Source organism: Pseudomonas sp. S04 (assembly GCF_009834545.1).
Classification (GTDB): Bacteria; Pseudomonadota; Gammaproteobacteria; order Pseudomonadales; family Pseudomonadaceae; genus Aquipseudomonas.
On sequence record NZ_CP019427.1, the window covers coordinates 5,217,501 to 5,232,305 of the forward strand.

Annotated in this window: 13 protein-coding genes and 1 rRNA gene (1 of these 14 cut by a window edge); 3 read left to right on the top strand and 11 right to left on the bottom strand. The window is 59.4% G+C overall.

The window, feature by feature from the left end:
• The 10 genes from PspS04_RS23245 to mrcB form a co-directional block, all read right to left on the bottom strand.
• Positions 1 to 703, bottom strand: a 16S ribosomal RNA gene (locus PspS04_RS23245) (it extends 834 nt beyond the left edge of the window).
• 487 nt (positions 704 to 1,190) lie between these two features.
• Entirely contained in the window at positions 1,191 to 1,811 is a 621-nt protein-coding gene (msrQ, locus tag PspS04_RS23250; RefSeq protein WP_159997983.1) for a protein-methionine-sulfoxide reductase heme-binding subunit MsrQ, read from the bottom strand.
• Entirely contained in the window at positions 1,811 to 2,824 is a 1,014-nt protein-coding gene (gene msrP, locus PspS04_RS23255) for a protein-methionine-sulfoxide reductase catalytic subunit MsrP (protein WP_159997985.1), read from the bottom strand. The genes msrQ and msrP overlap by 1 nt, the downstream gene beginning before the upstream one ends.
• Positions 2,825 to 2,887: 63 nt before the next feature.
• On the bottom strand, positions 2,888 to 3,745 hold the full coding sequence (gene pssA, locus PspS04_RS23260) for a CDP-diacylglycerol--serine O-phosphatidyltransferase (protein ID WP_095166608.1): 858 nt from the start codon (positions 3,743 to 3,745) through the stop codon (positions 2,888 to 2,890).
• A 145-nt stretch (positions 3,746 to 3,890) separates the two neighbouring features.
• Complete coding sequence (gene ilvC, locus PspS04_RS23265) at positions 3,891 to 4,907, bottom strand: ketol-acid reductoisomerase (protein ID WP_007948647.1); 1,017 nt, start codon at positions 4,905 to 4,907, stop codon at positions 3,891 to 3,893.
• Positions 4,908 to 4,955: 48 nt separating this feature from the next.
• Positions 4,956 to 5,447, bottom strand: a complete 492-nt coding sequence (gene ilvN, locus PspS04_RS23270) for an acetolactate synthase small subunit (RefSeq protein WP_003176102.1) — start codon at positions 5,445 to 5,447, stop codon at positions 4,956 to 4,958.
• 2 nt (positions 5,448 to 5,449) lie between these two features.
• Positions 5,450 to 7,174 (bottom strand): acetolactate synthase 3 large subunit, encoded by a 1,725-nt coding sequence (locus tag PspS04_RS23275; RefSeq protein ID WP_095166633.1) that lies wholly within the window; start codon positions 7,172 to 7,174, stop codon positions 5,450 to 5,452.
• A gap of 483 nt (positions 7,175 to 7,657) precedes the next feature.
• Positions 7,658 to 7,993: a YqcC family protein gene (locus tag PspS04_RS23280; protein WP_095166606.1), complete on the bottom strand. Its 336-nt coding sequence runs from the start codon at positions 7,991 to 7,993 to the stop codon at positions 7,658 to 7,660.
• A complete protein-coding gene (locus tag PspS04_RS23285; protein WP_159997987.1) occupies positions 7,993 to 8,742 on the bottom strand; it encodes a hypothetical protein in 750 nt (249 codons plus the stop codon). Before PspS04_RS23285 ends, PspS04_RS23280 begins: the two co-directional genes overlap by 1 nt.
• A 16-nt stretch (positions 8,743 to 8,758) precedes the next feature.
• Complete coding sequence (gene mrcB / locus PspS04_RS23290) at positions 8,759 to 11,083, bottom strand: penicillin-binding protein 1B (RefSeq protein WP_159997989.1); 2,325 nt, start codon at positions 11,081 to 11,083, stop codon at positions 8,759 to 8,761.
• A 117-nt stretch (positions 11,084 to 11,200) separates the two neighbouring features.
• Between mrcB and PspS04_RS23295 the strand changes: the two genes are divergently transcribed.
• From PspS04_RS23295 to PspS04_RS23305, 3 genes are all read left to right on the top strand, one after another.
• Entirely contained in the window at positions 11,201 to 12,757 is a 1,557-nt protein-coding gene (locus PspS04_RS23295) for a bifunctional aminoglycoside phosphotransferase/ATP-binding protein (RefSeq protein ID WP_159997991.1), read from the top strand.
• A gap of 93 nt (positions 12,758 to 12,850) precedes the next feature.
• On the top strand, positions 12,851 to 13,195 hold the full coding sequence (locus tag PspS04_RS23300) for a pentapeptide repeat-containing protein (RefSeq protein ID WP_159997993.1): 345 nt from the start codon (positions 12,851 to 12,853) through the stop codon (positions 13,193 to 13,195).
• Between the two features lie 224 nt (positions 13,196 to 13,419).
• On the top strand, positions 13,420 to 13,692 hold the full coding sequence (locus PspS04_RS23305; RefSeq protein ID WP_095166596.1) for a TfoX/Sxy family protein: 273 nt from the start codon (positions 13,420 to 13,422) through the stop codon (positions 13,690 to 13,692).
• 261 nt (positions 13,693 to 13,953) lie between these two features.
• Here PspS04_RS23305 and PspS04_RS23310 read toward each other — a convergent pair whose 3' ends face one another.
• Complete coding sequence (locus PspS04_RS23310; RefSeq protein ID WP_159997995.1) at positions 13,954 to 14,805, bottom strand: ChaN family lipoprotein; 852 nt, start codon at positions 14,803 to 14,805, stop codon at positions 13,954 to 13,956.

Sequence of the window (14,805 nt, forward strand, 5' to 3'; positions counted from 1 at the left end):
CTATATCTACGCATTTCACCGCTACACAGGAAATTCCACCACCCTCTACCATACTCTAGCTTGTCAGTTTTGAATGCAGTTCCCAGGTTGAGCCCGGGGATTTCACATCCAACTTAACAAACCACCTACGCGCGCTTTACGCCCAGTAATTCCGATTAACGCTTGCACCCTCTGTATTACCGCGGCTGCTGGCACAGAGTTAGCCGGTGCTTATTCTGTCGGTAACGTCAAGACAGCAACGTATTAGGTTACTGCCCTTCCTCCCAACTTAAAGTGCTTTACAATCCGAAGACCTTCTTCACACACGCGGCATGGCTGGATCAGGCTTTCGCCCATTGTCCAATATTCCCCACTGCTGCCTCCCGTAGGAGTCTGGACCGTGTCTCAGTTCCAGTGTGACTGATCATCCTCTCAGACCAGTTACGGATCGTCGCCTTGGTGAGCCATTACCCCACCAACTAGCTAATCCGACCTAGGCTCATCTGATAGCGCAAGGCCCGAAGGTCCCCTGCTTTCTCCCGTAGGACGTATGCGGTATTAGCGTCCGTTTCCGAGCGTTATCCCCCACTACCAGGCAGATTCCTAGGCATTACTCACCCGTCCGCCGCTCTCAAGAGAAGCAAGCTTCTCTCTACCGCTCGACTTGCATGTGTTAGGCCTGCCGCCAGCGTTCAATCTGAGCCATGATCAAACTCTTCAGTTCAAACATCTTTGGGTTTTTAAGAAACCCTAAACTTGGCTCAGCAATCGTTGGTTACATCTTTGATTTCTCGCGGAGTAACTTGTGATGCTGATAATCTTTTTGACTATCAGTCTGACAGCACAAGCACCCACACGAATTGCTTGATTCAGTTGTTAAAGAGCGGTTGGTTAAGATCTTTCGTCTCAACCGAGGCGCGCATTCTACAGCAGCCTCATTTGCTGTCAAGCGGTATTTTCAGAAGTTTTTGAAGATTTCCTCAACAACTTCAACCACTTGCGCTTCCGATCACTCGGTAGCGGGAGGCGAATTCTACAGCGTTACACGCTGCTGTCAACACCTCTTTTTCAACTCCTTTCGCGCTTCGATGAACTGAAGCAACCTGCTGCCGAAAACTGCGTAACTCATTGTTTACCAAGGAGTTTTCCGTTTCGACTGCGCCGGAAGTGGGGCGAATTATAGACACCTGAGATCTGCCGTCAAGCGTTAATTAAGCTTTTGTTGCAGAAGGTGCCTTTTTACCCTTTAGACGCGGAATTCGCCGGGCAATGGCAGGCACACGCAAGACTAATAGCAGTGCACCTATAGAGGCATAGATCGCCCACTCTTTCAGGTCCGCACGAACTATCCACAACATGTGCAGCAAACCAAGCCCCAAAATCACGTAGACCAGGCGGTGCAACTTCCTCCAGCGCACACCCAATCGTCGCTGACTGTATCGATTGGACGTTGCCGCCAGCAGGAGCAACCCCACCAGGCCGAGACTGCCAACAATAATGTATGGCCGCTTGCTCAGCTCCACCCCCAACTGCGACCAGTCCAGGCCAAGGATAAATACCAGGTAGGCAGACAGATGCAGCACTGCATAGGCAAAAGTCCACAACCCCAGTTGCCGCCTCACCGCAATCCAGCCCGCCCAACCGCTCAATTTCTGCAAAGGCGTCATGCTCAACGTAATCAAGAGCAGCGTCAGGGTTCCCAAACCCAAGCGATCGACCAGCACCTTGCCCGGGTCAGGCCCCAACGCCGAACTCCAGGCTTCATACAACCAGAGCAGCGGCCACACCGCCGCCGCTATGAAGACGGCACTGCGCCACAACACAAACCGCATCAGTAGTTCGTCCTCAAGTCCATGCCTGCATACAGGCCGGCTACTTCATCTGCGTAGCCATTGAACATCTGGGTGGCACGCACATTGGGCTTGAACAATCCGCTGGGCAAACGCCGCTCCCGCGCCTGGGTCCAGCGCGGATGATCGACAGTGGGGTTCACATTGGCGTAGAAGCCATACTCATCCGCGGCAATGCCCTGCCAGGTGGTTTTTGGCTGCTCGCTGACCAGACTGATGCGCACGATGGATTTGACACTCTTGAAGCCGTACTTCCACGGCACCACCAAGCGCAATGGCGCGCCGTTCTGGTTAGGCAATTCACGCCCGTACATCCCGACTGCCAGGATCGCCAGCGGATGCATCGCCTCATCCAGGCGCAGCCCTTCTATATAAGGCCAGTCGATCAGGGCAAAACCGGAGCGCTGGCCCGGCATGCTCTGAGGGTCCTGCAAGGTTTCGAAGCGAATGTACCGGGCCTTGGAAGTGGGCTCGACCTGCTTGAGCAATGCAGAAAGAGGAAAGCCGATCCAGGGGATCACCATCGACCAGGCCTCCACACACCGCAGTCGGTAGATGCGCTCCTCCAACTGATAGGGTTTCATCAGGTCTTCCAGGGCATAACGCCCCGGTTTCCCCACCTCCCCGTCTACCACCACGCTCCAGGGTTCGGTTTTCAAGGCGCCGGCATTGGCGGCCGGATCCCCCTTGTCGGTGCCGAACTCATAGAAGTTGTTGTAGTGGGTCGCATCCTTGAAGGGCGTGATCGACTCATCCTTGACGTTGACCGCCCCCCAACGAGTCGCCGGGAGTTTCTCGTTGAACCAGGCTGGCGCCTTGCCCGGCTCGACGTCCGGGTATCGTGCGACGTCATCGGCGCTGGCCCAGCGCGGCAGACTGCTGGCAGCCATTACGCTGACTGCACTGCCCAGCACGCTGCGGCGAGATATATAGAGGGATTCAGGCGTGACGTCCGACTCAGGGCAGTCGGACGATTTGGGGAATTTGAATAACATGACAACTCCGCAGCATTGGAGGACTGATGCACCAATAGACTGCGGAGTATGGGGGAAATTACCTCACTCGGCTTTTTTGTGCCGGCGAAGGTGTAACAAGTACTGCACCGGACCAGAGGCGGCATAGGCGAGGAACACCAGGAGCAGAATGCGCGGCGGATCGCTGAACACCACGGCAAACACCAGCACCACCGCCAGGATCGCCACAAAAGGCACACGCCCCTTCAGGTCCAGCTCCTTGAAGCTGTTGTACTTGATGTTGCTGACCATCAACATGCCGGCCGCAGCCACCATCAGCGCCACCAGGAAGGACATTTTCGAGCCCTGGATCCCGTAGTCACTGAAGGCCCAGACGATACCCGCCACCACACCCGCGGCAGCCGGGCTGGCCAGGCCGATGAAGTAACGCTTGTCCGCGGTCCCCACCTGGGTGTTGAAGCGCGCCAGACGCAAGGCCGCGCCCGCCACATAGATGAAGGCAACCATCCAGCCGACCTTGCCCATATCGCCCAGGGCCCAGCCGAAGGCCAGCAACGCCGGTGCAACACCAAAGGCAACCATGTCCGACAGCGAGTCGTACTCGGCGCCAAAGGCGCTCTGGGTATTGGTCATCCGCGCTACCCGGCCATCCAGGCCGTCGAGCACCATGGCGACAAAGATCGCGATTGCCGCGAAAGCAAAGTACTTGCTCGCGCCGGCAGCATCACCGGCACTCAAGGCGCTCTGCGCGCTCATCGAGTTAATGATGGAGTAGAACCCCGCGAACAGGTTCGCGGTGGTGAACAGATTCGGCAGAAGATAGATACCACGATGCCGGACTTTACGGCCTTCAGCATCATGCCCTTCTTCGATGTGTTCATCGATGGGCAGCAGGCTTTCGGCGTCAGAAGCCTGGTTTGGCTCTTCGGGACGTTCGCTCATGGACAGTACCTTGCAACGGTGTGGAAATTTTTGACAGGTGTCTGCGTCAACGGTTCGCAGCACAAACGATGCAGCTTTATACCAGAACCAGCCCACCAAACGAAAAAACGCGGCATAAGCCGCGTTTTTCGTACAGGGTCGTGACTTAGTTTTTGGCTTTGTCGACGATCTTGTTGGCACCGATCCACGGCATCATCGAACGCAGTTGCTCGCCGATGATTTCGATACCGTGTGCAGCGTTGTTACGACGCTTGGCGGTCATCGAAGGGTAGCCGGTTGCACCTTCGCTGATGAACATCTTGGCGTACTCGCCGTCCTGAATGCGTTTCAGGGCGTTGCGCATGGCCTGACGGGATTCGGCGTTGATGACTTCCGGGCCGGTCACGTACTCGCCGTACTCGGCGTTGTTGGAGATCGAGTAGTTCATGTTGGCGATACCGCCTTCGTACATGAGGTCAACGATCAGCTTCAGTTCGTGCAGGCACTCGAAGTAGGCCATTTCTGGCGCGTAGCCAGCTTCAACCAGGGTTTCGAAACCGGCTTTTACCAGCTCAACGGTACCGCCGCACAGAACGGCTTGTTCGCCGAACAGGTCGGTTTCGGTCTCGTCCTTGAAGGTGGTTTCGATGATGCCGGTACGACCACCGCCAACGCCAGCCGCGTAGGACAGTGCAACGTTTTTGGCATTGCCCGAAGCATCCTGGTAGATCGCGATCAGGTCAGGAATACCGCCGCCTTTGACGAACTCGGAACGCACGGTGTGACCCGGAGCCTTCGGCGCGATCATGATCACGTCGAGGTCAGCGCGCGGCACAACCTGGTTGTAGTGGATCGCGAAGCCGTGGGAGAACGCCAGGGTGGCGCCTTTCTTGATGTTCGGCTCGATTTCGTTCTTGTACAGGGCAGACTGGAACTCGTCCGGGGTCAGGATCATGACCAGGTCGGCAGCTGCAACAGCGGAAGCCACGTCAGTCACTTTCAGGCCGTGAGCTTCAGCCTTGGCAACGGTAGCCGAACCTTTACGCAGGCCAACGGTAACGTCAACGCCGGAATCTTTCAGGTTGCACGCTTGAGCGTGACCTTGGGAACCGTAACCGATGATGGCAACTTTCTTGCCCTGGATGATGGACAGGTCGCAGTCTTTTTCGTAATAAACTTTCATGAAATTCCCCTATATATCCAGGCCGTTCAGGCCATTCGCTAATTTGGTTTAGATGCTGAGTACTTTGTCGCCGCGGGCAATACCGGTTACGCCGCTACGGACGGTTTCCAGGATCGAAGCGGTGCCAATGGACTGGATGAAGCTGTCGAGCTTGTCGCTGGTACCGGTCAGTTGAACGGTATACACGCTGGCGCTGACATCTACGATCTGCCCACGATAAATATCCGTAGTGCGTTTGATCTCGGCGCGCTGGGCACCGGTAGCCTTGACCTTGACCAGCATCAGCTCGCGCTCGATGTGCGCGCTTTCCGACAGGTCGACCAGCTTGACCACTTCGATCAGCTTGTTCAGGTTCTTGGTGATCTGCTCGATAACTTCATCGTGCCCTACGGTGGTCAACGTCAGACGCGACAGGGTCGGGTCTTCGGTAGGTGCCACGGTCAGGCTTTCGATGTTGTAGTTACGCTGCGAGAACAGCCCGACTACACGCGACAGAGCGCCCGGTTCGTTTTCCAGAAGCAAGGAAATAATGTGCCGCATGATTAAGTACGCTCCGTCTTGCTCAGCCACATATCGCGCATGGAGCCGTCTTTGATCTGCATCGGGTAGACGTGCTCGCTGGTGTCGACCGAAATATCGATCACGACCAGGCGATCCTTCATGGCAAACGCTTCTTCCATCTTCGACTTGAGGTCTTTCGAGTCGGTGATGCGCACGCCGACGTGACCATAGGCCTCGGCCAGCTTGACGAAGTCAGGCAGCGACTCCATGTAGGAGTGCGAATGACGGCTGCCATAGCTCATGTCTTGCCACTGGCGAACCATGCCCAGCACACCGTTGTTGAGGATCACGATCTTGACCGGCAAGCCGTACTGCAGGCAGGTGGACAGCTCCTGGATGTTCATCTGGATGCTGCCTTCGCCTGTGACGCAGGCAACATCGACATCCGGGAAGCTCAACTTGATACCCATGGCCGCCGGGAAACCGAAGCCCATGGTGCCCAGGCCGCCGGAGTTGATCCAGCGGTTTGGCTTGTTGAACTTGTAGTACTGCGCCGCGAACATCTGGTGTTGACCCACGTCGGAGGTCACAAAGGCATCGCCCTTGGTCACTTCGCACAGAGTCTCGATCACGGTCTGCGGCTTGATGACGCTGCCATCGCCCTTGTCGTAAGGGAACAGGCCGCGATCACCGCGCCACTCGTCCACTTGCTTCCACCAACTGGCAACGGACTCCTTGTTCGGGGTCTCGCCGATTTCCTTGAGGATCGCGACCATTTCGTTCAGGACGCTTTCCACCGGGCCCACGATTGGCACGTCGGCCTTGATGGTCTTGGAGATCGAAGCCGGGTCGATATCGATGTGGATGATTTTGGCATTCGGGCAGAATTTCGCCGGGCCGTTGATCACTCGGTCATCGAAACGCGCGCCGACCGCCAGGATCACGTCAGCATGGTGCATGGCCAGGTTGGCGGTGTAGCTGCCGTGCATGCCGAGCATGCCAATGAACTGACGGTCGGTGCCAGGGTAGGCACCCAGGCCCATCAGGGTATTGGTCACGGGCAGGTTGAGCATCTGGGCCAGTTCGGTCAGCGGCGCGGAGCCGCCACCGAGGATCACGCCGCCACCTGCGTACAACACAGGACGCTTGGCCGCCAGGAGCATTTCTGCCGCCTTGCGGATTTGCCCGGAGTGACCACGAACAGCCGGGCTGTAGGAACGCAGCTTGGCTTTTTTCGGGAAGACGTATTCGAACTTCTCGGCCGGGTTGGTCATGTCTTTCGGAATATCGACAACCACCGGACCAGGACGACCGGATTGCGCCAGGTAGAACGCCTTCTTCATGACTTCCGGGATTTCCGAAGCGTGCTTGATCATGAAGCTGTGCTTCACGATCGGCCGGGAGATACCGATCATGTCGGTTTCCTGGAACGCGTCGGTGCCGACCATGGTGCTAGGCACCTGACCGGAAATGATCACCATTGGAATCGAGTCCATATAGGCGGTGGCAATCCCGGTGATGGCGTTTGTGGCGCCTGGACCGGAAGTCACCAATACCACGCCGGCTTTACCGGTGGCACGGGCATAGCCGTCAGCCATATGGGTAGCCGCTTGTTCGTGGCGAACCAGGATGTGAGTCACTTCCGGTTCTTTGAACAGGGCATCGTATACATGAAGGAGAGCACCACCCGGGTACCCGTAGATATATTTGACGCCTTCGTCACGCAAAAAGCGGACGAGCATCTCACCGCCAGATAAAAGCTCCACGTTGTTCACCTCTAAAACGCCAGAATACCGCCCACATAAGGGGACGGGTCTTAATAGGTTTACTTCTCAGCAGAGCATGAGCGACGGTGGTCGCCGACTACGTCAGCACTGACTGAGCAAGTATTGGGAGCGTCCCAAGTGTTGCGGGACTTTCCCACCCAGCGCGAGGTAACGCGTTGCGGGTGTAACAGGTCGGCGCGGATGTGCGCCTCATGATCTGCTGAGCGGGCCTGCTTCTGGCAGTCCCTCTACAGCGGACTTTGGATTCTTCTGTTTCGCCCTCTGCAAGTCAAGCCGTCAATGTGCTTAATTCGAACTAAGCGCATGAGAACGCAAGAAAAAACCGCCAAACCCCAGGTCGGATTATTTCAATTGCGCAGTTTTGGCAAGAAAATGGCATACGAACGCACCGGTCGCGGCGCACAGAGGGGATTTTCTGGGGGATTGAACGTCACCGCCAGCAGGACGCTGGCAGTGAGCACATCAACGGGAGGCGCTGATCAGTTGGTCGAACTCTTTGAGCAGGACCTGCAACTGACGATCCCGGCCCTGGACATCGCGGGCGGCGAAGACCATTTCGGCCATCTCCTGAATCCCCGAGGCATTGGGCAAGGGCAGATCCTGTTCGAGGATCAGCTTCATACGTGGCAGGAAGATCCATTGCAGCCACTGCTCGAAGTCCAGGGTGTCGACCGAAAACGGCTCGACACTGGACAGCGCCTGCGCAGAAGGCGAAACCTCGTCCCACCAGCCCTGGACCCGCAATTCGCGCTCGATCAGCAACAGTTGCTCGGCAATCTTCGGAAAACGTTGATCCATCACAGCGTAACCTTGGCCTTCTGCCGCGCCTGGGCCGCACCGGCGGCATCGCCCTGCTGCTCACGCGCCTGGGCGATCAACCCCCACAGGCTAGCCTGCAAGTCAGGACGGCCATTGGCCAGGGTCAAACCACGACGGGCGAACTGCTCCGCCTGGGGCGCATCGCCTTGGGCCATGCGCACTTGCGCCAGGCGATAGAGCACTTGCGGCTCACGCGGGGCTACCCGCTGGGCCCGCTCAAGGCTCGAAGACGCGCCATTGAGGTCACCACCCGCCTGTTGCTGCTGGGCCGTGGTGAGCAAGGCCAGCACCGGACCGTCCAACTGCTCGTCAGCCGACAGGCCACCGGCCGCGCTGCTGGCAGAAGGCACGCCGCTCGGCGTCGGCGGCAGGCTGTAGCTGGTGCTCGGTACGAGCGGGCCACTGTCGACCGGCCCCGGAGTAATCGGCCCGGAACTGATCGGCCCTGGGGTGATCGGCTGGGTGCTGATCGGCATCGAGGTCGTGGCGCCGCCCCCTGGCACCATCACCACCACACCGGTATCACCCTGTGGGATGGCCTGGACCTGGCCCTGTGTCGGGCGGGTCACGGTGGTCTTGCGAAAGCCGCCGTTGGCAGAGAGCCGCTCGCTGTTGGACACCGCAGTGCCCGAATCGACCACCGGAATCGAGCCGCGCTGCACGGTCGAGCAGCCACTGAGCAAAGTCAGAGCCGTCAGCGTCACCGCTGGAATAAACCACTTGTTCACTTGAAACCCTCTCTGCTTAATTCATCCAGCCCTTGACCCAGTCCATCACCGACTCGCCTGAGGCGGGGTCTGTGCCACCGCAGGCGGCGCCGGGAGGCGGTTCGCTGCCGCGAATATACGGCATCTGCACCGCGCCCGGGCAACTGGCATCCGAGCCCTGCCCGGTCCGCGAATCGACCCAGGCCTGCACGATGTTGTCCGGCTGTGGCATGTCCAGCGGCAGCGGGTCGGCCTTGCGCATGAAACTGCTCCAGACCTGCAGCGCACCGGTGGCCCCGGTGAACGGCGTCTTGCCGTTGTCATCGCGGCCCAGCCACACCACCGCCAGCAGATCCTGGCTGAAACCAGCAAACCAGCTATCGCGCGAATCGTTACTGGTACCGGTCTTGCCTGCCAGGGTCAGCGTCTTGGGCAGCACGTTATAAACCGAACTGCCGGTACCCTCGCGCATCACCCGCTGCATGGCGCTCTGGATCAGATAAATGGACGCCGGATCAAAGCGCTGCTGGATCTGGAATGGATAACGCTTGAGCGGCTCGCCCTCGGCCGTCAGCACGCTGCGAATCCCGCGCATCGGCGTATTAAAACCACCGTTGGCCAGGGTCTGGTACATGGTTGCCACTTCGATCAGCGTCAAGGCACCCGCCCCCAACAACATCGACGGGAAGGCCGGGAACTCACGCGTGACGCCGAGGCGGCCGAGGGTCTTCAGGACATTCGGCACCCCGACTTCCAGACCCAGGCGTGCGGTCGAGAGGTTGTAGGAATGCGCCAGCCCCTGATACAGGAAGACCGTGCCGTGGGACCGACGATCATAGTTCTGCGGTTTCCAGACCTGGCCATCGGCGCCTTTTACCGAGAACGAATCGTCGGACAGCCAACTGGTCAGGGTGTACTTGCTCGGCTTCTCCAGCGCCGTCAGATACACCGCTGGTTTGATCAGCGAACCGATCGGGCGCACCGCATCCAGCGCCCGGTTGAACCCGGCAAAGCCGGCCTGGCGACTGCCAATCATGGCCTGTACTTCCCCGGTTTCCGGGTTGGTTACCACCATTGCCGCCTCGACCTCGTCCGCACCTTTGCGTCCGGAAAGACGCTTGAAGGTGTCGTTGACCGAAGCTTCCGCTTTCATCTGCAGAATCGGATCAAAGCTGGTGAAAATCCGCAGGCCTTCTTCGGTCAAGTCTTCGTCGCGGTAGTCTTCGCGCAGTTGACGCTTGACCAGGTCGATAAAGCCCGGGAACGAACTGTCGGCCAGCTTGCCGCGGGTGGTCACACCCAGTGGCAGTTTTTTCGCGGCTGCCACCTGCTCGGCCGTGGCCACGCCCTGTTGCTCGAGGACATCCAGCACCAGGTTGCGCCGCTCAAGCGCCCGCTCGGGGTTGCGCCGCGGGTTGTAGTAGGACGGCCCCTTGACCATGCCCACCAGCATGGCCACTTGATGCAGTTTCAGCTCGGACAACGGCTGGCCGAAGAAGAACTGACTCGCCAGGCCAAACCCGTGCACCGCGCGCTGGCCATCCTGACCGACGAACACCTCATTGAGGTACGCCTCAAGAATTTCGCGCTTGTCGTAATGCAACTCAAGCAACATCGCCATCATCGCTTCGGTCAGCTTGCGGCTCAGGCTGCGCTCGTTGGTCAGGTAGAAGTTCTTGACCAATTGCTGGGTCAGCGTGCTGCCGCCCTGGGTCATTTTGCCGCCAGAGGTGTTGACCCAGACGGCCCGGGCAATCGATTTGGGCGACACACCCCAGTGGCCGTAGAAATCCCGGTCTTCGACCGCGACCAGGGTTTCCAGCAAATAGGGCGGGACCTGATCGAGCTTGATCAGAATCCGATCTTCGAGATTTTTCGGGTAGATCCCGCCGATCAGCAACGGCTCCAGCCGCACCACGGACAGCTTCGACCCGTTCAGCGCGGACAGCTCGGCCACGTAGTCGCCGGAGAAGCGCACACGCACCGGCTGGGCCTTCTCCATGCCTTCATAGAACTGGAAACCACGGGTATTCAGGTCCACGGTATTGCCACTGACTGCCGCCGCACCCGGGCCATTGGCCACGCTTTCGCGGCGATAGCCCAGGGCATCGAGTTCCGTGAGGAAATCTTGCTTGCTGAGCTTTTGTCCGACGAACAGCTCCAGCGGACGGGCGTAAACCTTGGCTGGAATGGTCCAGCGCTTGCCGGAGAACTTCTCCTGGACCACGGCATCAAGGTAAACAGCAAAGCCTGCCAGCACCACGAGGCCGACCAGACTGAGCTTCAGGGCCCAGCCCAGCCAAGGGCTCAGGCCTTTGGAGGGACGTTTTTTAGCAGTGCGGGGGGATCGGGTACGAGTCATGGCGGCGGATTATACGCACTTTATTCCTGATCAACATGAGCCCCGCGAGGTTTGCGTTGGCCCCGCTTGCGGCCATAATGGCGCCCTTGAATTTTCCCAGACTCTGAAGGATCGCCCGTGAGCCAATCCCTGATCGCTGCCCTGCAAAACCCGGCCCTCTACCCGCATCCGGTAGACGGATTCCAGGTCATCGAGACGCACATCTCCTGGGTGCTGCTCACCGGCCCCTACGCCTATAAAGTGAAAAAACCGGTGAACTTCGGCTTCCTCGACTTCACCACGCTCGACGCTCGCGAGCACTTCTGCGCCGAGGAACTGCGCCTCAACCAGCGCCTGACCAACGACCTGTACCTGGAAGTCTTGCCGATCACCGGCAGCGCTGAAGCCCCCCAACTGGGCGGCAGCGGTCCGGTACTGGACTACGCGCTGAAAATGCGTCAGTTCCCGCAAAGCCAACTGCTCAGCACTCTGCAGGCCAACGGCGAGCTGACCACCGCGCACATCGACGCGATGGCCCAACAGATTGCCCGCTTCCACCTCGAAGCGCCGCGCGTTCCGGCCGACCACGAAGCCGGCACACCGGACAGCGTCATGGCCCCGGTACAGCAGAACTTCGAGCAGATTCGTCCGTTCCTCAACGACAAGGCCGACCTGCTGCAACTCGAAGCCCTGCAAGCCTGGGCGCAAAGCAGCTTCGAGCGCCTCAAGCCGCTGCTGGCCCAACGCAAGGCCGAGGGTTTCATCCGCGAATGCCACGGTGATATCCACCTGGGCAACGCCACCGTGATCGACGGCAACGTGGTGATTTTCGACTGCATCGAATTCAACGAGCCGTTCCGCTTCACCGATGTCTATGCCGACACCGGTTTCCTCGCGATGGACCTGGAAGACCGCGGCCTGAAAAGCCTCGCTCGCCGCTTCATGAGCCAGTACCTGGAGCTGACCGGCGATTACCAGGGCCTGGAGCTGCTGAACTTCTACAAAGCCTACCGGGCCCTGGTGCGCGCCAAGGTCAGCCTGTTCAGCATGCCTGCCGATGCGACCCCCGTGCAGCGTGCCACTACCCTGCGCCAGTACCGCAACTACGCCAACCTGGCGGAAAGCTACAGCACCATCCCATCGCGCTTCCTGGCCATCACCCACGGCGTCTCGGCAGTCGGCAAAAGCCGCGTGGCCATGCGCCTGGTTGAAGCGCTGGGCGCCATCCGCCTGCGTTCCGATGTCGAGCGCAAGCGCCTGTTCGGCGAGCAACAGGTACCCAACGATCCACAAGCCGGCATCTACGGCGCCGATGCCAGCGCCGCCACCTATGCACGCCTGCACGAGATTGCCGACGTGATCCTGCGTGCCGGCTTCCCAGTGGTGCTCGACGCCACGTACCTCAAGCGCGAGCAGCGCGATGGCGCGGCGCACGTTGCCGAGGCCACTGGCGCACCCTTCCTGATTCTTGACTGCAACGCACCCCAAGCCGTGATCGAGAGCTGGCTGGCCCAGCGCCAGGCCGACAAAAACGATCCATCCGACGCCAACCTGGCCGTTATCGCCGCTCAACAAGCCAATCGCGAAGCCCTGACGCCAGCAGAGATTCTCTGCAGCAAACGGGTGCAGACCAACGAAAGCGGGACCCTGGACACCGTCGTCGCCCAGATCCGCCAGCGCCTGCCAGGCCTGTAAGCACGCGAGGTAACCGGCGTGAGGTTGTGATGACCTCACGCCGGTTACGCAGTGGCACTATACTGGCGTCATAAATCCAACACGGTGACGCCCATGAGCCAGCCCACACTGCTCGATACCCCGCTCTACGCCCTGCTGCACAAAGACGATATCCATGGCTTCAACCGCGAACGCCCACAGAACGGCACCATCGACATGGTGGGCGGTGATTTTCGCGGCCTCGATCTGCGTGAACTGAACGCTGCAGGCATTGATTTCAGCTATGCCTACTTCCGCTCCGCCGACCTGCGCGGCATTGATTTTCGCCAGGCCTCCCTGGAAGGCGCGAGCCTGGCCCATGCGCAAATTTCCGGCGCCTACTTCCCGCCCGAACTTTCGGCCGACGAAATCCTTATGTCGATGAACTTCGGTACCCGCCTGCGTTACCGCACTCGCTAATCCGCCTCACACCCACTGAACGTCTGGCGCCGCCACGGGGCCGGACTTGGCGCGTCGTTTTCACGACACCCACCCCCGTCGCAACGCCTCTCGCAGAGCCATCTGGCACATGGCCTTAGAAGCTTTTGCGTTCAAACCGACCAAAGAACCACGCTTTTCCTACTGACCGCTACACTCCTCAAAGGTCCGCCCAACGCACTCTTCGCCCATCGCAAGGAGGCTTGATGAATGACGAACTGCAACACCTGAAGAATCTTGGCAAGACGTCGGCGCAATGGCTGCATGCCGTAGGCATTCACAGTGCTTCGGATTTGCGCCGGCTGGGGGCGGTGGATGCTTACAGGGCGGTACGCACCCGCGGGTTCCGTGCATCGAAGGTGCTGCTGTACGCGATCGAGGGGGCACTGCTGGACATGCACTGGAACGATATTCCCGCCGAACGCAAAGACGCCCTCAACAAACAACTGGAAGCCATCTCGTCCCGACAAAAGAATTGAGCCCGTTCGACAGCGGGCAACCCCAGGGTTTACAGGGGTTTCAAACAAGCGTTTAGAGAAATGAAAAAGAATTCGAGAATCATCCGTTGACTTAGAAATGAGAATCGTTATGATTATCACAACTGGTCGCGAGATCAGCTGATCTTCTGGAAGACCATTGGTTCGGACTCTCAGATTATCTCCTCATCAGGCTAATCACGGTTATTTGACCCGGCTCTTGCCGGGTCTTTTTTTGCCTGTCGATTACCCACCGTCAGTCGCTCACTGGCGCATTGAGGCGCAATAATCCTGCACCGGCCGGACGGCCGTGTACCAGGCGTAATCCGCCGAGGCCGTTGCCACTGGCTGACCTTTCTCCGCCAGCATCAACACCACCGCTGGCGGGCGCGCGTCGAGATCCGCCATGTGCACCGGCACCCCGAGATCCAGGCGAGCGTGATAACCACCGGCCAATAGCATGGCGGGCGTCGCTGCAATCATCAGGCGCTCGGCCATTCGCCGATCGCGGTGTTGCTGCACGGCCAGCATCGCCGGCATCTGGCTCTCGGGTAGCAGGCCGCAATGGGATAACGCAATTTGCGCCAGCAACGACGCCCTGACCGAGGCCGCATTCGAGCGCCCACCGCTCAGGGCTGGTGCCTCTTTGTAGAGACGCCGCACCTCAGGCCCATCGAGATTGGCTGCCAGCAAGGGATAAGGGTGGGCCAAGGCATAACGCACAATCGGGCCATACAGACTCCAGTCCCAACCCGGCTGCCAGGCCAGCGCGGCCGGCAGATCAGCCGGCCATTGCCCCGGACTGCGTGCGCGCAGTTGATCGACCGCGGCCTGTTGCCCGGGGGTGAGCATTTCCAGCAACAGACTGCCTTGCGCCCGGCGCTGGGCCAACGCGTGCAACAGCCATAGTTGGACCTGGTGGTGATCAGGGTTGTCATGCTGCTCGCCGACGATCACCCGGGGCGCTGCGGCCAAACGCTCGACCAGCGCCTGGGCCGTCAGTGTCTGCCCGCTGCGCAGATCGATAATCTCGCCAGCAGGCTGGCCTACGCCAGTCGGCACCCCGCTCTGGCAGGCCGCCAGCAGCAGACACAGCACAATCAGGATTCGACCCAT